We start from the raw sequence: 22,993 nt of genomic DNA on the forward strand, positions 1-22,993 counted from the left end.
GTCCTTTGCGGGGAGGGAGGAAGATCACGGCTGGCTGTTGCGGAACGGCCGGTCCGGCCGCCCGAGGTTCGGCTCGCCGAGCACCTCGGGGGCGGACAGGGCGTAGATGCCGTGGTTGGTCAGCGCCCACGCGATGTTGCGGTCCCACTCGACGTACACGCCGTGCGTCTGGTTGCCGTACGCGTACTCGGGGGTGTCCCTGCCGTACGCCTTCGGCACGAAGTACGCCGCGACGCGCGGCTTCTGCGGCTTCGTCACGTCGAAGAACTGCACGCCGGCGTTGTAGAAGCCGTAGCTCAGGACGCCCGCGTCGTGCTTGCCGGGGTTGGTGTAGTAGCCGGTCCGCTTGGGGCCGAAGCTGCCGCGCCGCTGGCAGTAGTCGGTGAACCCGGCCTCCTTCGGCGGGGTCGGCCGCGGGAGGCGGCCCACGATCCGCGGGTTCGCCGGGTCCTTCGCGTCGACCTGGAAGATCTCCTTGTACGGCTCGTAGCAGTCCTCGGTGAGCGGGTAGCCGGAGACGTAGACCATGCCGGTCCGCTCGTACTGCGACACGTCCACGTTGTCGCCCTCGGTGCCCGCCACCGACGGCGGCAGGTCCAGGTGGCCGACGGTCCGCATCCTCGCCGGGTCCGAGATGTCGAGCACGGTGAGCCCGAGTCCGCCCTGCACCGCGAACGCGTGACGCCCGCCCTGCTCGGGCGGCCTGGGCACGAAGAGCGGCATCCGCGCGCCCAGCCAGCTCGTCCGGTTCCCGCACCGCGGGTTCTGCCGGTACGCGGCGGACTCGCCGGTGACCTGGCCCGGCAGGTGCCAGGTGTCGAGCAGCTTCGGGTGCGCGGGGTCGGACATGTCCCAGGACTGGTAGCCGGCGGAGTGCAGGTTCGTCGGGTACTCGTTGTTCGCGTAGCTGTCGTCGGGTGCGACCGCGAGGAACATGTACCTGCCCCCGGTCCAGTACGGCACGTCCAGCGACCCCGAGCCCTGCTGCGGCCTGCTGAGGTCGCTGTGGAGCGGATCGCGCTGGGTGGAGTCCGTCGAGACGGTGGCCAGCAGCCTCCAGTCCTTCTTCCGCGGCCCGTCCAGGCGGTAGACCTTGAAACCCTTCAGGCCCTTCTTCGCGCGCAGCTTCGCCACGCCGTCCGGGTTGCTGTACTTGTCCTGGCCCGGCTGGTCCTTCAGCTCGCTGATCTGCCGCTTGTCCTCGAAGCTCACCACCATCACATAGGCGTTCAGCTTCTTGTTCCACTGCACGGTGGAGCCGCCCCAGTAGTCCCCGGCGGCCCAGTCCCGGCTCGCCTTCGACTCGTCGCCGCCGACGTCCGCGCGGGTCAGCTTCTCGACGATCCTGACCTTCTTCACGTCGGTCACGTCGTAGACGCGGGCCTCGGAGCGGTCGTACTGGAAGAGGTAGCGGCGGCCGTCGAAGTCCACGACGTTCTGCCAGGTGTGGAAGTGGTCCGGGGTGAAGTCCGCGCCCTCGTAGGCCGCCTCGACCTTCATGTTCCTGCTGTACGACTTCGTGTCGTACCGCGCGTTCCGCCCCGGGAAGGGGTGCGGGTGCTCCTCGTCGAGCGGGGTCAGCGAGGGGTGCAGGAAGCTCTTGTCGAGCTGCATCCCGTACGACTTGGGGTCGACCGGCTCCGGCCGGCGGTCCGCGCAGACGGTGGGGATGCCCGGGTCGGCGGGCGCGGCGGCGACCGCGTCCCCGGGGACGGGCGCGAGGAGGGCCGCGGTCACGGCGGCGGCGGCGGCGGTCGCCGCGAGCACGACCTTCGACGGGGCGGGGCGGGGGAGACGCATCCGACGGTCCTTCCGGAAAGGCCAAGCGGGACAAAAGCGGAGGAAAGGGATGGTGCGGAGGTGCGGAAGACCGGGGGAGGGGCGGCGGGGGCCGCGCCTCCCCTGACCGGCGAAGGGGGATCAGGTCACGGTGGAGCGCTGCTGGAAGCGCGGCTCCCGGTGCTCCCCGGTGCTGACGATCTCGTGCAACTGCCGTACGCAGTCCAGGACATCGGCGTACGACACGTACAGCGCGTTCACCCCGAACCGCAGCAGGTCCGGCGCCCGCATGTCGCCGATGACACCCCGCGCCACCAGCGCGGCCACCAGCGGGTACGCCTCCGGGTGCCGCAGCGCGACCTGGCTGCCCCGGCGCTCGGGCTCGCGCGGGGTGGCCGCGGTGAAGCCGAAGCCGTCGAGCAGGGCGTCCGCGCACTCCTGGAAGAACCCGGTGAGCGCCAGGCCCTTCGCCCGCACGTCCGCCATGTCCACCCCGTCGTACGCGGTCAGCGCCGCCTCCAGGGCCAGCAGCGACAGCAGCGGCGGCGTGCTGATCCGGGCCCGGCCGATGCCGGGCGCGGGGGTGTACGAGCCGTGCATCCCGAACGGGTCGGCGTGCCCGTGCCAGCCCGTGAGCGGCTGGTCGAAGGAACCCTGGTGGCGCTCGGCCACGTACAGGAAGGCGGGCGCGCCCGGCCCTCCCGACAGGTACTTGTAACCGCAGCCGACCGCGAAGTCGGCCCCGACCGCGTCCAGTCGCACCGGCAGCGCGCCCGCGGCGTGGCACAGGTCCCACAGCATCAGCGCGCCCGCCTCGTGCGCGGCGGCGGTCAGGGCCGCCATGTCGTACGCCTCACCCGTCCGGTAGTCCACCGGCGCGTACGCGGCGACCGCCACGTCGAAGCCCTCGGCGGCCAGCACCGACCGGGCCTCCCGGGCGGGCACCCGCCGCACCTCCACCCCGAGCAGCCGGGCCACCGAGTCGGCGATGTACTGGTCGGTGGGGAAGTGGTCCGGATCGGTGAGCAGCAGGCTCCGGCCGGGCCGCAGCCGGACCGCCGCCACCAGCGCGTTGTAGAGCTGCACGCTCGTGGAGTCCCCGGCGACGGTCTGCCCGGGGGCCGCCCCGATCAGCGCGCCGACCGCGTCGCCGACCCGCAGCGGGGCGCTCCACCAGTCGTTGTCGTTCCACGACCGGATCAGACCGGTGCCCCACTGCCGGTGCACCGCGTCCGTGAGCGCCCCGGGCACCGCGGCCGGCAGCGCGCCGAGGGAGTTGCCGTCGAGATACACGACGCCCTCGGGGAGCAGGAACCGCTCCCGGACGTGAGCGAGCGGGTCGGCCGCGTCCAGTGCCCGGGACCGTGCCCCGAACTCCTTCAACCGCTGTGCGAAGTCCATCAGTTGCGCTCCCTGTCGGCTACGAGATCGAGGGCGATGTCGGTGAGCAGGTCCTCCTGCCCGCCGACCATCCGGCGCGCCCCCGCCTCCACGAGCAGGGAGCGGGTGTCCAGCCCGTGGCGGGCGGCGGTGGTCTCCGCGTGCCGCAGGAAGCTGGAGTACACCCCGGCGTACCCGAGCGTCAGCGTCTCCCGGTCGACCCGCACCGGCCTGTCCTGCGTCGGCCGCACCAGCTCCTCCGCCGCGTCCGTCAGCGGGAACAGCGCACAGCCGTGCTCCCAGCCCATCAGGTCGGCGACCGCGATGAACGGCTCCAGCGGCGCGTTGCCGGCCCCCGCGCCCTGCCCGGCCAGCGAGGCGTCGACGCGGTACGCGCCCGCCTCCACGGCGACGACGCTGTTGGCGACGCCGAGCGCGAGGTTGTGGTGGGCGTGGATGCCGATCTGCGTCCCGTCGTCGAGCACGTCCCGGTAGGCGCGCACCCGCTCCCGGACGCCGTCCATGGTCAGCCGCCCGCCCGAGTCGGTGACGTACACGCAGGCCGCCCCGTACGACTCCATCAGCTTCGCCTGCCGGGCCAGCTCGGCCGGCTCCGCCAGGTGCGACATCATCAGGAACCCGGCGACGTCCATCCCCAGCTCCCGGGCCAGCGCGATGTGCTGGGCGGCGACATCGGCCTCGGTGCAGTGCGTGGCGATCCGGACGGAGCGCACGCCGAGCGCGTGTGCGCGGCGCAGGTCCTCGGCGGTGCCGATGCCCGGCAGCAGCAGCGTCGTCAGCTTCGCCCGGGTGAGGACGGAGGCGGCGGCCTCCAGCCACTCCCAGTCGGTGTGCGCCCCGGGCCCGTACGTGACGGAGGACCCGGAGAGCCCGTCGCCGTGCGCGACCTCCACGGCGTCCACACCGGCCGCGTCCAGCGCGGCGGCGATCGTGCGGACCTGGTCGACGGTGTACCGGTGCGACACGGCGTGCATGCCGTCCCGCAGGGTGACGTCCTGGACGTACACGCGCGTCATGACGCGCTCCCTTCGACGGCGGCCAGCCGCTCGGCGGTACGCAGGGCCGCGGACGTCATGATGTCGAGGTTCCCGGCGTATCCGGGCAGGTGGTGGCCGGCGCCCTCCACCTCCAGGAACACCGAGACCAGCACCCCGCCGGCCCCTTCGAGCCCGGCCAGCTCCGCCAGTGGATCGCCCGCCGCCAGCCTGCGGAACTGCGGCTCCTGCTTCAGCCGGTAGCCGGGCACGTAGGCCGCCACCTCGGCGGCCTTCGCCCGCACCGCGTCCGCCACCGCGTCCGTGTCGCAGTCGCCGGTCACGCAGTGCACGGTGTCGCGCATCAGCAGCGGCGGCTCCGCCGGGTTCAGCACGATGATCGCCTTGCCGCGCCCGGCCCCGCCGACCTGCTCCAGCGCCCGCGCGGTCGTCCCGGTGAACTCGTCGATGTTGGCCCGGGTGCCGGGGCCCGCCGAGCGCGAGGCGATCGAGGCCACGATCTCCGCGTACGCCACCGGGGTCACCGCCGAGACGGCCGCGACGACCGGCACGGTGGCCTGCCCGCCGCACGTCACCATGTTCAGGTTCGGCGCGCCCAGGTGGGCGTCCAGGTTCACCGAGGGCACCACGTACGGGCCGATGGCCGCCGGGGTGAGGTCGATCAGCCGCTTGCCGTACGGGGCGAGGGCGGCGGCGTTGCGGTGGTGCGCCCCGGCGGAGGTCGCGTCGAAGACGACGTCGATCCCGTCGAAGCCGTCCAGGGCGATCAGCCCCGCGACGCCGTCCGCGCTGGTGGGAACGGACAGCCGGGCGGCACGGGCCAGCCCGTCGGACGCCGGGTCGATGCCGATCATCGCGGCGGCCGTGACGGCCCCCGGACCCCGGACCATCTTGACGAGGAGGTCGGTGCCGATGTTGCCGGAGCCGATGACGGCTGCCTTCAGCGCGCTCACCGCATGGCCTCCTGTCCCGTCCGATGACGTACGAGGCCGAAGAAGCGCACCGCGTTCCCCCCGAGCACGGCCGCCTTCTCGGCGTCCGTGAGCGCGCTCTCGCGCACCAGCCCGCCGATCTCCGCCTCGCCCAGCGGGAACGGGTGGTCGGAGCCGAGCAGCACCTGCTCCGCGCCCATCACCTGCACCAGGTGCTCCAGCGCGCGCTGGTCGAAGACCGCCGAGTCGACGCTGAACCGGTCGGTGTACGCCGACGGCGGGTGCGGGCTGTCCGCCCGCACCAGGTCCCTGCGCCGCCAGGCGTTGTCCGCCCGGCCCACCAGGTACGGGAAGCTGCCGCCGCCGTGCGCGAACAGCAGCCGCAGTGAGCGCGGGAGGCGCTCGAAGGCGCCGGACAGCATCATCGACAGGAGGGTGAGGTGGGTCTCGGCCGCCATGCCGACGAGCCACTGGAGCATGTACCGCTCGACGCGCGGCCCGCCCGGCATGTCCCAGGGGTGCACGAGGACGGGCGCGTTCTCGTGCGCGCAGTGGGTGAGGAACTCCACGACCGCGCCGTCGTCCAGGTCGCGTTCGCCGATGTGGTTGCCGATGTGCACCCCGTGGAAGCCCTGCCCCATCGCCTCGGTGACCATCGCGCAGGCCGCCTCGGTGTCCTGGAGCGGCACCTGGCAGAGCGCGGCCAGCCGCTGGGGGGCGTACGAACCGAACTCCAGGAGACGGGAGTTGACCATGCGGCACCAGTCGGCCGCCCGGCCGGCGTCCGCGTCGTACCCGAAGAGCAGCGGCGTGCTGGACAGCACCTGGACGTCGACGCCCAGCCGGTCCAGGTCGGCGACGCGGGCCGCCGGGTCCCACAGGGTGCGCCGGACGGGCCGGTACTCCCGGGAGCCGCGCATCATCATGCCCCGGCCGGGGCCGTCGGCGCCGTCCGAGCGCAGCCAGGGGCCCTCGTCGTCCTGGAGGAGACGGGACTCGGCGCGGGAGATCCGCGGGAAGACGTGCGCGTGCACGTCCACGACGGGCCCGCTGTGCGCGGGCGTCATGCGACCGGTTCCGAACCGGGCGGGGCGGTCGTCGGGCGCAGGGCGTCCGGCCAGTCCCTGCCGGGGTGCACGGCCGCGCAGTGCGGGCAGGTGCGGGCGGCGTCGTCGCCGTAGAAGGCGTCGAACACCGGCGGCAGGTCGGCGACGATCGACTTGAGCTGCACCTCGCTGCGGTGCACCAGGCGGTGGCAGTTCACGCAGTACCACTCGAAGGCGTCCAACGAGCCCTCGGGGCGCGCGAACTCGACCACCAGCCCGATCGAGCCCTCCTCGGGCCGCTGCGGGGAGTGCCGCAGGTGCGCGGGGGCCAGATAGACGTCGCCCTCGCGGATGTGGAGGTCGCGCGGCGGCGCGCCCTCCTCCTCCATCACCCGGAGCACCATGTTGCCCTTGAGCTGGTAGAAGAACTCCTCGATCGGGTCGTCGTGGAAGTCGGTGCGGCGGTTGGGGCCGCCGACGACGGTGACCATCAGGTCGCTGTCCTGCCACACCTGGACGTTGCCGACCGGCGGCTTCAGCAGGTGCTGGTGCTCGTCGATCCAGGAGCGGAAGTTGAACGGCGCGGTGGGTGACTTCCTCATCGGGCTGGTGCTCATGCGCGGGACTCCTCGGGGAGTGGGGCGAGGGGCAGGTGGGCCACCGCACTGATCTCGATCAGCAGCAGTGGGTGCGGGAGTTGGTGGACGGCGACCGTGGTGCGGGCGGGGCCCGACGCGTCGAAGTAGGTGGCGTAGACCTCGTTGTAGCCGCCGAAGTCGTTCATGTTCACCAGGTAGGCGGTGACGGAGACCAGGTCGCGCAGGCTTCCCCCGGCGGCTTCGAGCAGCCGGCCGATGTTGTCGAGCACGGCCCGTGTCTGCTCGCGGATGTCGAGGTCCGTGACGCCCATCGGGTCGGCCCGGGCCCCGGCGAAGGTGCCGTCCGGCCGGCGGGAGCTGGTACCGGAGACGAAGACCAGGTCACCGGCGCGGCGCAGGTGCGGGAACCGGCCGCGGGGGGCGGCCGCGCCTTCGACGATCACGTCCGGGCCTCCTTCGGCACGGTGCTGAAGCCGACCGTGCCGAGCCCCGACACGGTCGCCCGCACGTGCACGCCGTGCGGCAGCGGGACGGCGGCGGTGGCGGCCCCCGCGAGGACCACCGTCCCGGCGGCGAGGACTCCGCGCGGAGCGAGGCGGGCGGCGGCGGCCAGGGCGCGCAGCGGGTGGCCGAGGACCGCGGCGGTCGAACCGGCCTCCACCAGCCGGCCGTCGATCTCCAGCAGGACCCCCCGGTCGGCGAGCTCGACCGGCGGACGCCACGGCCCGACGGCGTACCCGGCGGCGGAGGTGTTGTCCGCGATGACCTCGGGCAGCGAGAACGCGAAACCGTCGTACCGGGAGTCGATCACCTCCAGCGCGGGGGCCACCGCCGCGACCGCGCCCAGCGGATCGACGGTGCCGGGCTCCAGCGGCCCGCCGAGCAGGAACGCCACCTCGGGCTCCACACGGGGGTGGATCAGGGCGCCCGCGTCGAAGGTGCCGCCGTCGGCGATCCGCATGCGGTCGGTGAGCCGACCGTGGATGAGGTCGTGCACGCCCATCTGGCGCATCTTCGCGGTGCTGGTGAAGCCGAGCTTGAAGCCGGTCAGGCGGGCGCCGCGCTCCACCTGCCGGGCGACGAGACGCTCCTGGACGCGGTACGCGTCCTCGGTCCCGTGCAGCCCGCTGCTGCCGCTCGCGAGCGTGGTGCGGGTGAGCGCGGCGTCGTCCAGGGCCGCCGCGCACTCCTCCAGCCGGGTGCCGCTCATGCGTCCTCTCCCTCCGGGTTCGCCGCGAACGCGGCCCGTACCGAACCGAGGCCCTCGATCCGCGCCTCGACCACATCGCCCGGCGCCACGTCCACGACCGGCCCGAGCGCCCCGGTCAGCACCGTGTCCCCGGCCCGCAGCGGACGCCCGAGCGCGGCCAGGGTGCCGGCCAGCCAGAGCGCGGCGTTCAGCGGATGGCCCAGGCAGGCGGCCCCGGCCCCGACCGACACGGGCTCGCCGCGCCGCTCCAGGACCGCGCCGGCGGTCCGCAGGTCCAGGGCGTCCAGGGCGACCGGCCGGGCGCCGAGGACGTACACACCGCTGGAGGCGTTGTCGGCGACGGTGTCGACCAGGCTGATGTCCCAGTCGCGGACCCGGCTGCCGACGACCTCGATCGCGGGCAGGGCGAACGCGGTCGCCCGCACGAGGTCCGCGACGGTGCTGTGCCGGTGCGGCAGGTCCGCGCCGAGCACGAGCGCGACCTCCACCTCGGCGCGCGGCTGGAGCACCGCGCCGAAGGGGACCTGCGCGCCGTCGCAGAACGCCGTGTCGTCGAAGAGGGCGCCGAAGTCCGGTGACTCCACGCCGAGTTGGCGCTGTACGGCGGCGGAGGTCAGGCCGACCTTCCACCCGGTGACGCGGCGCCCCGCGGCGAGCCGCCGCCCGGTGGTCAGGTGCTGCACGGCGTAGGCGGCGGCGAGGTCGCCGGGCGGGAGGAGGTCCCGTACCGGAGCGGTGGGGACACCCGTGCGGCGGGCCTCGTCGAGCCGGTCGGCGGCCTCGGTGATCTCCTTCGAGAGGTCCGGCCGGTCTCGTACGGGGTCCTTCGCGCGGTCGTGGCCGGTCATATCTTCACGCACACATTCATCGGCTCGGAGAAGAAGTCGAGGGAGTGGTGGCCGCCCTCGCGGCCGATCCCGGAGGCCTTCACCCCGCCGAAGGGGGTGCGCAGGTCCCGCAGGTTCCAGGTGTTGACCCAGGCGATGCCGACGTCCAGGCGCGGCGCGACCCGGTGGGCGCGGCTCAGGTCGCCGGTCCAGACGGTGGCGGCCAGCCCGTACGGCCCGGCGTTGGCCAGGGCGAGGGCCTCCTCCTCGGTGTCGAAGGGGGCGAGGTGGACGACCGGCCCGAAGATCTCCTCCCGTACCGCGGGGTGGTCCTCGGGCAGCCCGGCCAGCACGGTCGGCCGCACCCAGAACCCGCCGTCGCGGTCGTCCCCGAACACGGGGGCGTCACCGCCGGCCAGCACCGTGCCGTCGGCGGCGGCCCGCGCGAGGTACCCCGCCACCTTGTCCCGGTGCTCGGCCGACACCATCGGCCCGTACGTCACGGACCCGGCGCCCTCGGCGAGCGCGGCGGCGAACTCCGCGAAGACGGGACGCTCGACGTACACCCGCTCGGTGCACAGGCACACCTGGCCGCTGTTGGTGAAGGCGGACCGCAGCGTGCCCCCGACGGCCCGCTCCAGGTCGGCGTCGGCGAACACCAGCCCGGCGTTCTTGCCGCCGAGTTCGAAGGAGACCGGGGTGAGGTGGTCGGCGGCGGCCCGCATGATCGCGCTTCCGGTCCTGGACTCACCGGTGAAGGCGATGGCGTCCACGCCGGGGTGGGCGGTCAGCCACGCGCCGGCGGCGTCCGCGCCGTGCCCGTGGACGAGGTTGAACACCCCGGCGGGCAGACCCGCCGCGTCGATCACCTCGGCCAGCAACTCGGCCGTCGACGGCGTGAGTTCGGACGGCTTGGCCACGACCGTGTTGCCCGTCGCCAGCGCCGGGGCGACCTTCCACGTGAGCAGCAGCAGCGGAAGGTTCCACGGCGAGACCACCGCGACCACGCCCAGCGGCTTGTGCACGGTGTAGTTCAGCGCGCCGCGCCCGTCGGGCGTCCCGGTGTGCCAGGACCGCTCACCCCGAGAGGCCGAAAGGTCGCCGTAGGCGCGGAAGTTGGCGACGCCCCGTGGAATGTCGACGGCGGCGGCCAGCTCGCGCGGCTTGCCGGTGTCGGAGCACTCCGCCGTGACGAACTCCTCGAAGCGGGCCTCGATGCCGTCCGCGATCCGGTGCAGCGCGCGGGAGCGGTCGGCGGGGGAGTACGCGGCCCACGGCCCGGAAAGAGCCGCGCGGGCGGACCGTACGGCGGCGTCCACGGTCGCCGCGTCCGCCTCCGGGACCAGCCCCACGGTGCGCCCGTCCACGGGGTCCACCAAGGGGAAGACGTCCCCCTCGGCGTGGAACCGTCCGGCCGTGTAGTGCCGCACCCTCCGCACCTGCCCTGCGGGCGAACTCACCGTCGTGACCTCCCTGTTCCGGCGTGCGTGACAGAACCCGGGGAGACCGGACGTGGGTGACGAAACCTGCCACTGGTGTCCGGTTCCCTGCGTGTGCATCATGAGCCGGGTCACATATGCCGAGCCAATGCCGGAACGGGCCCCTGCCATACCGGAGTCGGCATGGCACCAGGTCACGGGACGAGGGGCGCACGGATGGACCTGCTCGACGGCCGGCTCAAATTCCGGCATCTGACGCTTCTCGCCGCCATAGCCGAGCACGGGACGGTGGTGCGGGCGGCCGAATCCCTCCACCTCACCCAGCCCGCCGCGACCCGCACGCTGCGCGAGCTGGAGAAGCTCGCGGACGTCGAGCTCTTCCACCGGGAGCCGCGCGGCATGCGGCCCACGGTGTACGGGGAGGCACTGGTGGGCCATGCCCGGGCGGTGATCGCGGAGGTGCGGCGGGCGGGGGACCACCTGACCGGCCTGCGCGACGGCCAGACGGGCACGGTGACGGTGGGCACCCTGCTGGCGGGGGCGAACCTGCTGCTGCCCCGCGCGGTGGCGCGCCTGAAGGCGGAGCGCCCCCACCTCACGGTGGTCGTCCGCGAGGGCACCTTCGACGTACTGCACCCGGCGCTGCTGGCGGGCGACCTGGACGTGATCGTGGGCCGGGTGGACCCCACGTCCGAGCCGGGCCGGCTGCGCCGGCGGGCCCTCTACCGCGAGCCGATCCGCCTGGCGGTGCGGGACGGACACCCGCTGCTGCGGGGACCGGCGAACGCCCTCGCCGACACGGTCGGCCACCCGTGGATCCTGCCGCTGGAACAGACGGCCCTGCGCCGCGAACTGGCGGCGGTCTTCGAGTCCCAGGGCCTGGAGCTGCCGCCCAACCGGGTCGAGTGCACCTCCATCCTGACCCTGCGGACCCTGCTGGTCTCCACCGACATGGTGGCGGCCCTGCCGGAACTGGTCCTCCGGGAGGACGACCGCCTGGTCGCGCTGCCGGTGGAACTGCCCTCGGTGGGACGCACGGTGGGCACCACGGAGGCCGACTCCCGCATCCGCACCCCGGGCCTGCTGGCACTGCTCGCCGCCCTGGACCACGAAGCGGGCGTCCTGCGGGCGGCTCTGTCGGGGTCGTGGAGCACGCCGTAGGGCTCCTCACCGCCGGGGACGCAGGGTGCGTCGCGGGGTCCCTCCGCCCCCGGGGCGTGGGGCGCGGTTCCTCGGCCCCGGGGGGTGCGGGGCGCACCGCAGCGGCGGGGCGGTCCCTACCTCTCCACCCAGCCGCGTTCGTACGCCTGCCAGCCGAGCTGGAGCCTGGTCGTCACGCCCGCCGCCTCCATCAGCCCCTTCACCCTGCGCTGCACCGTCCGCAGCCCCACCTCCAGTTGCTTGGCCACGCTCGCGTCCGTCATCCCCGCCAGCAGCAGCGACAGGATCCGCAGGTCCACCGCGTCCGGACCGGCGGGCGCCAGCTCGACGCCCGGTGCGGCCGTGCCCAGCCGCACCGGACGAGCCTCCCGCCACACCGCCTCGAACAGGCCCGTCAGCGACTCCAGCAGCCCGCTCGCGTGCACCACCAGCGCCGCCGGGTCCGCGTCCCGGCCGGTCGTCAGCGGCACCATCGCCAGCGAGCGGTCCGCGACCACCAGCTTCGCCGGGACCCGGTCCACCACCCGCACCTGCTCGTTCCGCGCCAGCGCCGCCGTCAGCTCGGCCACGCCCCGGGGCAGGTCGAGCACCTCCCGTTCGACGACCACGCGACACGTCACCCCGCGTGCCGAAGCCCGCCCCTCGGCGTCGTACCCCGTCGCCGCCACCGACCGCCCCGTGACCAGCGCGCACACCTCCTCCACCGCCCCCAGCCGCAACTGCGCGAAGCGCTGCGCCACCGCACCGGCCCCCGTCACCACCTCCACCAGGTCGTGCACCGCGGGCTCCGCCGCCTCTGCCCGGTACTCCTCCGCGAGCAGCACCGCCGCCAGCTCCGCCTGCTCCAGCTCGTGCCGCTGCCGGTTGAGCAGCGCGCCGAGCGCGACACCGGGCGGCGCGGCGACCCACCGCCGCGCACCGGAGGAGGCGGAGGACGACACCTGCGCGGCCAGCCCCTGACGTTCCAGACGGCGCAGCGCCCGCTCCGCCGCCCCCTCGGCCACCCCCAGCCGGTGCGCCAGGTCCCCGACCTCGGCCGCACCCACCGCGACCAGCGTCCGGTAGGCCGCCTCCTGGGCCTCGTCCAGACCTATCGCACCCAGCACCTCAGCAGTCCCCCTCACCACACACGACACACCGTTGGCGGAAATCGGCCACGGCGCAAACCCGCCTCATCTCATCATCCCCGCCCCACCCGCCCCTCTGCCAGCCTGTCGCCACCGGCCACCCCCCAGGGTCCGGACCGGGCCGAGGCCGGGACGGTTCGCTTGGGCGGGAGTTGCACGGCGGCGGCCGGCCACGCCCGAGCCACCGGCGGGGCGGTCGCGCTCAGGGCCGAACTGACGGACGTACGCGGCGACTTCGTCGCCCGGCTCGGCAGCCTTCCCGCGGGACCGGGGTTGCCCGGCGGGCCGCTTTTTTTCGGCCCGCCCCGTTTCCGAATCGCCTCAGCGGTGGACAATAGGGGCATGAGTCAGCAGGGGGAGCGGCGCACCGACGCCGAGGACGACTGGTGGGACCGGCTGTACGACGAGGCGGCTCCGGACACCCGCCCGGCGCCGACGGGTCACACCGTGGACGACCACTTCGACTCGACCCCGGGCGCCCCGGCGGTGCTGAGCACCGCGGAGCCGGAACCGCCCCGCCCGCTCTCCAAGGAGCCCCGGGCCAGGGGCCCTTGGGAACCTCCCCTGGACCCGCCCGAGCGGCCGCCCACCGCGGCCTCCGGCCGGGCGGCCCCGGACCCCAGGTCCGCCGCGGTGGCCGAACGGGGGTGGGACGCCTGGCTGCCGGGGCCCCGCCGCGGGCAGCGCGCCGACGCCGACCCGGCGTCGGGCACGGACCCGGCCCCGCCCGCTCCGGAGCCCGCCCCGCAGCCCCCGGCACCGGCTGAGGACCCGCTCGCCCCGGCCCCCCGCCCGACCGACGCCGGTACGCCCGCCGCGACCGGCCCCGGTGTCGCAGCCACTACCGGCACCGGTGCCGCCACGCACGCCACGACCGGCCCCGAGGCCGGGACGCCCGGTGCACGGGACTCGGCCGGCCCGACGGGGTCACGGCGCCCGGAGACCCCGCCCCGGAAACCGGCCGGCACGCCATCCGCCCCGCCCGTCCCGCCCGCTCCGCCCGGCGAGCCGCCCCGCCCCGCCTTTCCGCCCGACCCCCCGCTCCGGGCCGCTCCGCCCCGCCCCGGCGCCCCGGCCGACGCACCCCCCGGCCGCGACCCCGCCGACGTATCACCGCCCCGGGACGACACGGCCGCGGCCCCGCCCCCGGACGGCACCGCCGCAGCCCCACCCCCGGACCGCGGCACCGCGTCGCCGCCCCCGGCCCCCGACGGCTGGGGTCCGCCGTCCCCGCTGCCCGGGGCCCCCGTGCAGCGGCAGAACCTCCGCCGGACCCGGCGGCTGTGGGACGAGCCCTCCCCGGACGCCTACGGCCGACGCCCCGGAACACCCACCGGTCCCGATCCCGACCCCGGCCCCGCCGCCCCGGCCGCGGACGCCCCCGGCCCCGACCGCGCCCAGGACCCGCCCGCGGACGCCCCCGTCGACCCGCGCCACCCCGCCCCCGCCCGGCTCCGCGACGTACCGCCGCTGCCGACCTCCTTCCCGCCCCGGCGGGACGACCCGCAGCACCCGGCCGGGGTCTTCGGCCCGCCGCCCCCCGCCGCCCCCGGCCCCACCCGCCCCGCCGTCACCCACCTGGGCGACGGGCCGCCCACCTACGACGCCGAGCCCACCGCGCTCGCCGCCGCCGACCCGCAGGACCTCGGCGCGCTCGTCCCGGACACCGTGCTCGACGGCGCCCGGTACGGCTCGTACACCCTGCGCGCCGCCTCCGTGCGCGGCGACTCCGCCCGCTTCCGGGGCGAACCCCGGCGCGACGCCCTGCTCACCGCCCGGTTCGGCAGCGGGGACGGCGCTCTCGTGCTGGTCGCCGTGGCCAGCGGGGCGCGAGCGGCGGAGGGGGCGCACCTGGCCGCCGCCGAGGCCTGCCGGTGGATCGCCGGCGCCGTCGGCCGCAGCCACGCCCGGCTGGCCGAGGACATAAGGGCCGCCCGGCGCGGCGACCTCAAGTCCGGGCTGCACCGGCTCACCGACCGCAGCTACGGCAAGCTGCGCGCCCGCGCCGCCGAGCTGGGTCTCGAACCGGGGGAGTACACCGCCGACCTGCGCTGTCTGCTGCTCTCCGCCGACCCGCTGTGCCGGACCCGGATCTACTTCGGGGTCGGCGAGGGCGGCCTGCTCCGGCTCCGGGACGGGGCGTGGCAGGACATCGAGCCGCCCGAGCCCGCCCCCGAGGCCCTGACCGGTGAGCCGGTGGTCGGCTTCGGCTCCGTACCGCGGAACGGGAGCGAACCCGAGGCGGGCCCGGACGGCGACCGGCTGACGATGGACCTCGGCATCCCGACCCCGCCGTCGCCGTACGTCGACACGGCCCCCCCGAGCTCCCGGTTCCGCTTCCGGGCGTCCGTGGCCCGGGCCGACGACGTCCTGCTGCTGTGCAGCGCGGGCCTCGCCGAGCCCCTGCGCGGCGAGGCGGCCCTCGCCGGGGAACTCGCGGAACGCTGGGGCGAGGGGCGGCCGCCCGGCCTCGCCGCCTACCTCGCGGACGTACAGCTACGAGTGAAGGGCTACGCGGACGACCGTACGGCCGTCGCGGTCTGGGAGGACTGACCACCACGAGGAGACCCAGAACACAAGAGGCAAAACCGAATATTTCGTGGGTTCATGGACAGGCGACCGCACAGCGTCAGTCCGTCCAACCGAAGGGTGCACCCACGTCATGGCGAAGCAGAAGGTGGCCGAGCAGTTCGTCGACATCCTCGTGCAGGCGGGGGTGGAGCGCCTGTACGGGGTCGTCGGCGACAGCCTCAACCCGGTCGTGGACGCCGTCCGGCGCAACGACGCCATCGAATGGGTGCACGTACGCCACGAGGAGACCGCCGCCTTCGCGGCCGGCGCCGAGGCCCAGGTCACCGGCAAGCTGGCCGCCTGCGCGGGCTCCTGCGGCCCCGGCAACCTGCACCTCATCAACGGCCTCTTCGACGCCCACCGCTCCATGGCCCCGGTCCTGGCGCTGGCCTCGCACATCCCCTCCGCCGAGATCGGCCTGAACTTCTTCCAGGCCACCCACCCGGACAAGCTGTTCGACGAGTGCAGCCACTACAACGAGCTGATCTCGACCCCGAAGCAGATGCCGAGGGTCCTGCAGTCCGCCATCCAGCACGCGGTCGGCCGGGGCGGCGTCGGCGTCGTCTCGCTGCCCGGCGACGTCGCGGGCGAGACCGTCGCCGAAGAGGCCCTGGAGCAGTCCCTCATCACCTCGCGCCCGGTCGTCCGCCCCGGCGAGAGCGACCTGGCGAAGCTCACCGACCTGATCGACGGCGCCGAGAAGGTCACGCTGTTCTGCGGCTCCGGCACGGCGGGCGCGCACGCCGAGGTGATGGAGTTCGCCGAGCGGATCAAGTCCCCGGTCGGGCACGCGCTGCGCGGCAAGGAGTTCATCCAGTACGACAACCCGTACGACGTGGGGATGAGCGGCCTGCTCGGCTACGGCGCCGCCTACGAGGCCATGCACGAGTGCGACCTGCTGATCCTGCTGGGCACGGACTTCCCGTACAACGACTTCCTGCCCAAGGACGTGAAGATCGTCCAGGTGGACGTCCGCCCGGAGAACCTGGGCCGGCGCTGCAAGCTGGAGCTCGGGGTCTGCGGCGACGTCCGCGAGACGCTGCGCTGCCTGACCCCCCGGGTGCGGGCCAAGTCCAGCCGCAAGTTCCTCGACAAGATGCTCAAGAAGCACGCCGACCAGCTCGAAGGCGTGGTCAAGGCCTACACCCGCAAGGTCGAGAAGCACACCCCGATCCACCCCGAGTACGTCGCCTCGGTGCTGGACGAACTCGCCGACGACGACGCGGTGTTCACCGTCGACACCGGCATGTGCAACGTCTGGGCGGCCCGCTACCTCACCCCCAACGGCCGCCGCCGCGTCATCGGCTCCTTCTCGCACGGCTCGATGGCCAACGCGCTCCCGCAGGCCATCGGCGCGCAGTTCGTGGACCGCGGCCGTCAGGTCGTCTCCATGTCCGGCGACGGCGGCTTCTCGATGCTGATGGGCGACTTCCTGACCCTGGTCCAGTACGACCTGCCGGTGAAGGTCGTCCTGTTCAACAACTCCTCGCTGGGCATGGTCGAACTGGAGATGCTGGTCGACGGCATGCCCTCGTTCGGCACGGAGATGCGCAACCCGGACTTCTCCGCGGTGGCCCGCGCCTGCGGTGCGTTCGGCGTGCGGGTCGAGAAGCCCAAGGAGCTTTCGGGCGCGCTCAAGGACGCCTTCCGGCACAAGGGCCCGGCGCTCGTGGAGGTCGTCACCGACCCGAACGCCCTGTCGATCCCGCCGCACATCAAGGCCGCCCAGGTGAAGGGCTTCGCGCTGTCCGCCGGAAAGGTCGTCCTGGACGGCGGCGTGGGCCGCATGGTCCAGATGGCGCGCTCCAACCTGCGGAACGTCCCGCGCCCCTGAGCGGTGCGCGGGAAGGGCGGCGGCCCCGGGGCCCCGGAGCCGTGCGGACGGGCTCCGGGGCGGGGCTCCGCGCGCGCTGTACGGATTCCGCGCATCGCGTACGTCCGGAACGGCAGCTCCGCCTAGGGCGTTGGGGCGAATCGGTGCGCTCCGGTCCCACCCGGATCCGGCCCGGCATGAGTGCGGCCCGTGAGCGCGGGCATGCATTGCGTGAGGGTGTTCGACCAGGAGGGGATTGACGGGGTGTGGGTGGGGGTTATGACGAGGCAACAGCCGGGCCGCAGCGGACCGGTGAAGCAAGGCCGCACCGTACCGGGGGACGTGGCCGACACGACCGGGGGCGGACGCGCGTCACCCCAGATGCGGTGCCGGCTGGGACGGGCGGACCTGACCGCGGTGGCCGACGTCCGGCACGCGCTGCGGGAGCTGCTGCACACCTGGGGACGCCCGGGCTGCGCCGATGTCGCGGAACTGCTGACCAGTGAACTGGTCACCAACGCGCTGATCCACACCGAGAGCGACGCGGAACTGACGGCCACCCTGGCCGCCTCCACGCTCCGCGTCGAGGTGCACGACCACCTCGCCCGCATGCCGGAACCGCCGTCGGCGAGCAGCGAGGAGAACACGAACGGCCGCGGCCTGCTCCTGGTCCAGGCCCTCGCGGACGCCTGGGGCGTGCGCATGCAGGGGCACGGACCCGGCAAGGTGGTCTGGTTCGAACTGGACGGGGGCCCGGCCGGTTCGTGAAACCGGCCGGACCCCCGTACCCCGCAGGTGAACCGGTGCGCCGTCACCCGAACTGTTGCTCGAGGTCCTTGAGCTTCTGCTCCAGCGAGTCCAGCCGGGGCAGTGCCTGGGTGTCGTCCTCGGCGGTCAGGTCCACCGTCCGGGTCTCAGCTCCCTTGGTTCCGGCGCCTTTCACGGCCTGGAGGGAGGGCCGGTTGCGAAGCGGCAACTGTCCCGCTTCTGCTATGGCGGGCTCCGCGACGGCATGCGGCGCGGAGCCCGCCCCCGCGGACGGGAGCTGTACGTCGACCTGACGGCCGCCCCGGCCGCGCCCCCAGGCGCGGTGCTGGCGGTTGATGGCCTTCAACTGGGCCCGCTCCAGCTTCTCATGCTCCTTCCTGCGCTGCCGGCTCTGCTGCTTCTGCCGCTGGTCCTCACGGACCTCGTCGACCGCCTCGTCGAGCGTCCGCACGTTCTCCAGCAGCATCAGCGACCAGGCCCCGAAGGTCTCCCGGGGGGCCCGGAGCCACCGGACGATCCGGATCTGCGGCAGGGGCCGCGGGACGAGGCCCTGCTCGCGCAGCGCCGCCCGGCGCGTCTGCTTGAGCGCCCGGTCGAAGAGCACGGCCGCCGAGAGCGACATTCCGGCGAAGAAGTGCGGCGCGCCGTCGTGCCCGAACCCCCGGGGGGCGTGCACCCAGTTGAACCAGGCGGCCGCCCCGGCGAACGTCCACACCAGCAGGCGCGAGCCGAGCGCCGCGTCGCCGTGGCTGGCCTCGCGCACCGCGAGCACGGAGCAGAACATCGCCGCCCCGTCGAGCCCGAACGGCACCAGGTACTCCCAGCCGCCGGAGAGGTTCAGGTTCTGCTGCCCGAACCCGACCAGGCCGTGGAAGGACAGCGCGGCGGCGACCGCGGCGCAGCAGAACAGCAGGACGTAGGACGCGCTCCCGTAGAAGGCTTCCTTCCTTCTGCGCCGCTCCTCGCTGCGCTCCCACGAGTCCTCGCTGGTGGCGGCGGCCTTCCCGCCCGCACGTCTGCCGCGCGCGATCACCGCGACGGCCGCCAGAACACCCGCGATCATCACGACGCCAGGAAGCAGCCAGTCCAGCGGTATGTCGGTCATTCTCATGCGGAGTCCCTTTGCGTCAGCGCGGCGGCGACGCGTCCGTGAGCTGCGTGAGGTACGGATCGCGGACCACGCATCGCGCCTGATTGCGTTTCGGCGACATATTGGCCCACACCGCGAGACGCACAAGGGGTTTCGGGGCAAGAGAACGCCATCGGGACTCCGCACTACGCGGATAGGTGGCGATAAGTCGAACTGCCGCTCCCACCGGCCCTGTTGGGTTCGATTTTCGCCACCCGAACGGGTGGCGTGGCGATCAGGCGGAGGTCACGGCCGGTTCGTCGGGCTCGGTGAGCTTCCTGATCCGGTCCGCGTCGCAGGTCCGGGGGCAGGTGGTGCAGGTGTCCTCGGGGCGCAGGGTGTAGAAGAGGCAGCAGGCGGCGCGGTCCCGGGTGGGCAGCTTCTCCCCGTTCGGACCGGTCAGCTCGCGGAAGCCCGCGGAGGCGCGGTAGGGGGCCGTCGCACCGGGCAGCAGCAGCTCCAGCTCCGCCATCGCGCGCCGCTCGTCGCCGAGCAGGTGGGCCACGTACCACAGGCCCTCGACGATCTCGTCGGTCACCATGCCCCACAGGGCGTGCCCGCGCCGCCGCATCCGCGGCCCGAAGCCCGCGAGCACCGGCTCCAGGTGCTCGGCCACCGCCTGGCGCACCTCGGCGCGCAGGGCCTCCTCGTCCGCCACGACCCGCGCGCCGGGCAGGGCCGCCGCCGGGTCGCCCGGCAGGCACGCGAACTCGTTCACCCGTACGGTCAGCCGCCCCAGCACCCGCTGGAAGGCCACGTCGGCGACGGGCACCCGGGGCACCCTGCGGTGCAGGAACCACGGCACGGTCACCAGCAGGCAGGCGGGCCAGGCGTACCGGTGCAGGGCGAAGCTGGCGATCACGTCGGGGCGGGCCTGCTGCCCGTAGTCGCGCAGCACCTGCGCGTTGTCCCAGGCCATGAACGCGTCCAGGGCCGCACCGCCGGCCGCGAGCTCGTCCGCGCCGACCCAGCCGCCGCCGCGCGGCGCGCTCTCGTCGCCGAGGAGCTCCTTGATCACCAGGGAGGGGAAGACCTCGGTGAGGCGCGCGTAGGAGTCCGCCACGGGGGAGGAGGCGGCGGGGCGCCCGGTGTGGGACGGCATCAGGGCGGGGACGGTCATGCAGGGGACCACCGAATCGCTCACGGGGCTAGTGCAGGTAAGCCTTACCTTAGCTGATTCTCGTGAGCTGTGAACTGCGGGGTTGCTCCATCCAGGCTGTACGGACGTCTGTACGAGTCCGGACATGGGGACCATCGGGTGCCGTGAGCCCGGTCGTACGGGCCCGCCACCCGTCGCGGGGCCGGTCATACGGACTCGTCATCCGTCACCCCGTCACCCGTCGCGCGCCGCGGCGCCGCTCCGGTCGGCGGGTGCGAGCACGCGCCGACCGGAGCGGGCCGGCGGCCCCTACGCGGTGGCCGGCGGCGGTGGCGGCAGTTGCGCCGCCAGCCAGGTCGGGACGCCGTCCAGCAGATGGAAGAGGCGGGAGGCCTCGGCGCGCAGCCGGCTCGCCTCGGGCTCCGGCTCGGCGTCCGCGAGCGCGGCCAGCGCGGGAGCCGTGCCGACCAGGTAACCCAGCTCCTCCCTTATCCGCAGCGACTCCGCAAACCCGTGCCGCGCCTCCGCCAACTCGCCCTCGCGCAGGGCGAGTCCGGCCAGATGGCGCCAGGTGAAGGAGAGCAGCAGGGTCTTGTTGTGGGCCGTCGCGCCCGCGTGCGCCCTGCGGTAGGCGGCCCGTGCCGACTGCGGCGAGTCGGAGATGTGCTCGGCGACCAGTCCCCGGCGGAAGTCCAGCAGCGGCCGGCCGGGGGAGTCGGGGTGCAGCAGGGCGGCGGCCCTGCCGAGTGCCGAGCGGGCCTCGTCGGCGCGGTCCCGTACCCCCAACACCGTGGCCGCGTACGCGAGATGGCCGCGCTCGCAGGCCGCGCTGCCGCGTTCGTCGTCGTCCTTGGCGAGGGCCTCCGCGCCGCGCAGCGCCTCCTCGGCCTCCGGCCAGCCGTTCTCCGTGAACAGGCAGCGCTCCACGAGCAGAGCCGCCCGCTGGAGCGCCGCCGCCGCCCCCGGCCGGGACTCCAGGAGGGCCGCCGCGTCGGCCCAGCAGCCGCGCGAGCGCAACCGCCACACCGCCGTCTGGAGCGGACCGCCGGGGAAGCCGGGACCTCCCCTGTCGAGCCCCTCCGCCTCCGCCCCCTCTGCACCGGACTCTGTTTCGGAAGTGGAACCCGACATGGCGGTGTCCGCCACATTGCCCTCCCCGAGCGCGCCATTGAGCTGTGAAGTGCGACCGCCGCGACATCCGTGCCGTCATGCCGCCGTTCGACGGACGGTCGTGCGCGCATCACAGCATGAAATGACACGTGGGGCCAAGGGGCCGGGTGATTGTTTTCACAAAGGGCTGCCCGGAGTCGGGGCGTGAACGCCCCGTGGAGCGGCGGCGACTTTCCGTCAACTCATGCGCAGGGCCAGGAAGAAGTCCAGTTTGTCTTCCAGCCGGGAGAGGTCGCGGCCCGTCAACTGCTCGATCCTGCCCACCCGGTAGCGCAGCGTGTTGACGTGCAGGTGCAGCCGGGTCGCGCAGCGCGTCCAGGAGCCGTCGCTGTCGAGAAACGCCTCCAGGGTGGGGATCAGCTCCGCCCGGTGGCGCTGGTCGTAGTCGCGCAGCGGGTCCAGGAGCCGCGCCGTGAACGCCCGGCGCACGTCGTCCGGCACGAAGGGCAGCAGCAGCACGTGCGACGCCAGCTCGTGGTGCCCGGCCGCCGCGACCCGCCCGGGCCTGGCCGCCGCCACCCGGCGCGCGTGCCGGGCCTCCTCCAGCGCCCCGCGCAGCCCCTCCGCCGAGTGCACCGGGGCGCTCACGCCGAGGGTCAGGCGCCCGTCGTCGGCGAGGCCGCCCGACAGCGGCCGCTCCACGGCGGCCAGCAGGCTCTCCGCGTGCAGCCCCGGCCCGCGGTCCTCGGCCGCGCCGTCCCCGTCCGGGTGGTCGGCCGCCACGGCGGGCAGCGGAACCAGCGCGATGGCCTCCTCGCCGCTGTACGCCACCGCGATCCGGTCGGCGGGCTCGGCGGCCGCCGCCATCGAGTCGGCCGGAACCGTGGGATCCACCAGGATCTCCTCCAGCAGCGCCTGCGCCGCCGGACCGCTCTCCACCGAGCCGCCGTCCCACTCCACCCGCGCCACCACGACCTGCCAGTGCGGGGCCGCCCCCAGCCCGGGCAGCAGCACCGGGGCCGCCACCCGCAGCCGCGCCGCGATCTCGGAGGGCGCCGCGCCCGCCTGCACCAGCTCCAGCACCTCCTGGGCGAGCCTGCGCCGCACCGTACGGGCCGCGTCGCGGCGGTCGCGCTCGACGGCGATGAGCTGGGTGACGCCCTGGAGCAGGTCCAGCCGCGCGGCCGGCCAGTCCCCGGCGTCCGCCTCCACCGCCAGCAGCCAGTCCGACAGCACGCTCGTCCGCACGTCCCGGGAGGCCGCCGTCCCGGCGAGCCGCTCCGGCCCCCGGTCCGCCGCACGGATCGGGAAGAGCGAGTACGCGGTGCCGCCCACCAGCACCCGGTGCGGGCTGCGCCTGCCGGTGCGGCTGGCCGCCAGGTGCTCGGCGGCCAGCGCCGGGCCCACCCCGGCGGGCAGCGGGGTGTCCGAGCCCGCGACCTGCCGGCCGACCGGGGAGAGCACCCAGGCGTGCAGGTCCAGGTCCGAGGTGAGCAGGTCCAGCACCACCTCCGGGCCGCCGCCCGCCGGGCCCGAGGTCATCAGACGGCGGTGCCGGTCCACGACCGCGGCCAGGTCCCCGGCGCGCTCGCCGGACACCTGACGTACCACGTGCTCGGTGATCGTGGCGAAGGCAACCGACTCCATGACCGAAAACAGCGGCAGCCGGTGCCGCTCGCACGCCTCCACGAGGTCCTGCGGAACGCTGCCCAGCTCCGCCTCGCCCGCGGCCAGCCCCACGACGCCGGCGGCGGCCAGAATCCGGACGAAAGGTTCCGAGTCCTCGGCGGTGCGCCGCCACGCGAGACCCGTGAGGACCAGCTCGCCGCCGGACAGGTACCGGCTCGGATCGCGCAGGTCGGTGGTCATGACACCGCGCACGGTGCGGTCGAGCTCGTCCGCGCCGCCCAGGAGGCGCAGGCCGAGCGCATCGGTTTCCAGCAGGGCGCGCAGCCGCATGGTCGTGTCGCCGCCGTTTCTGTGTCGG

Annotated in this window: 19 protein-coding genes; 4 read left to right on the forward strand and 15 right to left on the reverse strand. The window is 74.3% G+C overall.

Features of this window, described 5'->3' with window-relative positions; genetic code table 11:
* Positions 1-24: 24 nt before the first annotated feature.
* The 10 genes from ACZ56L_RS01730 to ACZ56L_RS01775 all read right to left on the reverse strand — a co-directional run bounded on the left by ACZ56L_RS01730 (position 25) and on the right by ACZ56L_RS01775 (position 10,249).
* On the reverse strand, positions 25-1,800 hold the full coding sequence (locus tag ACZ56L_RS01730) for an LVIVD repeat-containing protein (protein WP_471060408.1): 1,776 nt from the start codon (positions 1,798-1,800) through the stop codon (positions 25-27).
* Between the two features lie 120 nt (positions 1,801-1,920).
* Positions 1,921-3,180, reverse strand: a complete 1,260-nt coding sequence (gene kynU / locus ACZ56L_RS01735) for a kynureninase (protein WP_345217847.1) — start codon at positions 3,178-3,180, stop codon at positions 1,921-1,923.
* Complete coding sequence (gene dmpG, locus ACZ56L_RS01740; RefSeq protein WP_471060411.1) at positions 3,180-4,196, reverse strand: 4-hydroxy-2-oxovalerate aldolase; 1,017 nt, start codon at positions 4,194-4,196, stop codon at positions 3,180-3,182. The genes kynU and dmpG overlap by 1 nt, the downstream gene beginning before the upstream one ends.
* Positions 4,193-5,128, reverse strand: coding sequence for an acetaldehyde dehydrogenase (acetylating) (locus ACZ56L_RS01745; RefSeq protein WP_471060414.1), 936 nt, complete (start codon positions 5,126-5,128; stop codon positions 4,193-4,195). The genes dmpG and ACZ56L_RS01745 overlap by 4 nt, the downstream gene beginning before the upstream one ends.
* A complete protein-coding gene (locus tag ACZ56L_RS01750; RefSeq protein ID WP_471060417.1) occupies positions 5,125-6,174 on the reverse strand; it encodes an amidohydrolase family protein in 1,050 nt (349 codons plus the stop codon). Before ACZ56L_RS01750 ends, ACZ56L_RS01745 begins: the two co-directional genes overlap by 4 nt.
* On the reverse strand, positions 6,171-6,770 hold the full coding sequence (locus ACZ56L_RS01755) for a 3-hydroxyanthranilate 3,4-dioxygenase (RefSeq protein WP_345217856.1): 600 nt from the start codon (positions 6,768-6,770) through the stop codon (positions 6,171-6,173). Before ACZ56L_RS01755 ends, ACZ56L_RS01750 begins: the two co-directional genes overlap by 4 nt.
* Positions 6,767-7,195 (reverse strand): RidA family protein, encoded by a 429-nt coding sequence (locus ACZ56L_RS01760; RefSeq protein ID WP_401758661.1) that lies wholly within the window; start codon positions 7,193-7,195, stop codon positions 6,767-6,769. Before ACZ56L_RS01760 ends, ACZ56L_RS01755 begins: the two co-directional genes overlap by 4 nt.
* The gene (locus ACZ56L_RS01765) at positions 7,192-7,962 is read right to left on the reverse strand and encodes a 2-keto-4-pentenoate hydratase (RefSeq protein WP_471060421.1); all 771 of its coding nucleotides are present in this window, start codon (positions 7,960-7,962) and stop codon (positions 7,192-7,194) included. The genes ACZ56L_RS01760 and ACZ56L_RS01765 overlap by 4 nt, the downstream gene beginning before the upstream one ends.
* A complete protein-coding gene (locus tag ACZ56L_RS01770) occupies positions 7,959-8,810 on the reverse strand; it encodes a 2-keto-4-pentenoate hydratase (RefSeq protein WP_471060424.1) in 852 nt (283 codons plus the stop codon). The genes ACZ56L_RS01765 and ACZ56L_RS01770 overlap by 4 nt, the downstream gene beginning before the upstream one ends.
* Positions 8,807-10,249, reverse strand: a complete 1,443-nt coding sequence (locus ACZ56L_RS01775; protein WP_471060427.1) for a 2-hydroxymuconic semialdehyde dehydrogenase — start codon at positions 10,247-10,249, stop codon at positions 8,807-8,809. The genes ACZ56L_RS01770 and ACZ56L_RS01775 overlap by 4 nt, the downstream gene beginning before the upstream one ends.
* A gap of 195 nt (positions 10,250-10,444) precedes the next feature.
* Between ACZ56L_RS01775 and ACZ56L_RS01780 the strand changes: the two genes are divergently transcribed.
* On the forward strand, positions 10,445-11,389 hold the full coding sequence (locus ACZ56L_RS01780; protein WP_345217869.1) for a LysR substrate-binding domain-containing protein: 945 nt from the start codon (positions 10,445-10,447) through the stop codon (positions 11,387-11,389).
* Between the two features lie 116 nt (positions 11,390-11,505).
* Here the strand turns inward: ACZ56L_RS01780 and ACZ56L_RS01785 are convergent, their stop codons facing one another.
* Complete coding sequence (locus ACZ56L_RS01785) at positions 11,506-12,495, reverse strand: helix-turn-helix domain-containing protein (RefSeq protein ID WP_471060430.1); 990 nt, start codon at positions 12,493-12,495, stop codon at positions 11,506-11,508.
* Between the two features lie 363 nt (positions 12,496-12,858).
* Between ACZ56L_RS01785 and ACZ56L_RS01790 the strand changes: the two genes are divergently transcribed.
* The 3 genes from ACZ56L_RS01790 to ACZ56L_RS01800 all read left to right on the forward strand — a co-directional run bounded on the left by ACZ56L_RS01790 (position 12,859) and on the right by ACZ56L_RS01800 (position 17,668).
* On the forward strand, positions 12,859-15,069 hold the full coding sequence (locus ACZ56L_RS01790) for a protein phosphatase 2C domain-containing protein (RefSeq protein WP_471060433.1): 2,211 nt from the start codon (positions 12,859-12,861) through the stop codon (positions 15,067-15,069).
* A gap of 109 nt (positions 15,070-15,178) precedes the next feature.
* On the forward strand, positions 15,179-16,921 hold the full coding sequence (locus ACZ56L_RS01795) for a pyruvate dehydrogenase (protein ID WP_401758678.1): 1,743 nt from the start codon (positions 15,179-15,181) through the stop codon (positions 16,919-16,921).
* A gap of 360 nt (positions 16,922-17,281) precedes the next feature.
* The gene (locus ACZ56L_RS01800; RefSeq protein ID WP_471061641.1) at positions 17,282-17,668 is read left to right on the forward strand and encodes an ATP-binding protein; all 387 of its coding nucleotides are present in this window, start codon (positions 17,282-17,284) and stop codon (positions 17,666-17,668) included.
* A gap of 43 nt (positions 17,669-17,711) precedes the next feature.
* On the opposite strand, the gene ACZ56L_RS01805 is transcribed toward ACZ56L_RS01800, so the two are convergent.
* The 4 genes from ACZ56L_RS01805 to ACZ56L_RS01820 all read right to left on the reverse strand — a co-directional run bounded on the left by ACZ56L_RS01805 (position 17,712) and on the right by ACZ56L_RS01820 (position 22,965).
* On the reverse strand, positions 17,712-18,779 hold the full coding sequence (locus tag ACZ56L_RS01805; protein ID WP_345217875.1) for a DUF2637 domain-containing protein: 1,068 nt from the start codon (positions 18,777-18,779) through the stop codon (positions 17,712-17,714).
* Between the two features lie 253 nt (positions 18,780-19,032).
* Positions 19,033-19,917 carry a (2Fe-2S)-binding protein gene (locus ACZ56L_RS01810; RefSeq protein ID WP_468683688.1) on the reverse strand — a complete coding sequence of 295 codons (885 nt, stop codon included), beginning with the start codon at positions 19,915-19,917 and terminating at the stop codon, positions 19,033-19,035.
* A 288-nt stretch (positions 19,918-20,205) separates the two neighbouring features.
* Positions 20,206-21,027 carry a hypothetical protein gene (locus ACZ56L_RS01815; protein ID WP_468683097.1) on the reverse strand — a complete coding sequence of 274 codons (822 nt, stop codon included), beginning with the start codon at positions 21,025-21,027 and terminating at the stop codon, positions 20,206-20,208.
* A gap of 216 nt (positions 21,028-21,243) precedes the next feature.
* Positions 21,244-22,965, reverse strand: a complete 1,722-nt coding sequence (locus ACZ56L_RS01820) for a PucR family transcriptional regulator (protein WP_468683096.1) — start codon at positions 22,963-22,965, stop codon at positions 21,244-21,246.
* Between the last annotated feature and the right edge of the window lie 28 nt (positions 22,966-22,993).

The sequence above is a fragment of the Streptomyces sp. NPDC039736 genome (genome assembly GCF_055596485.1).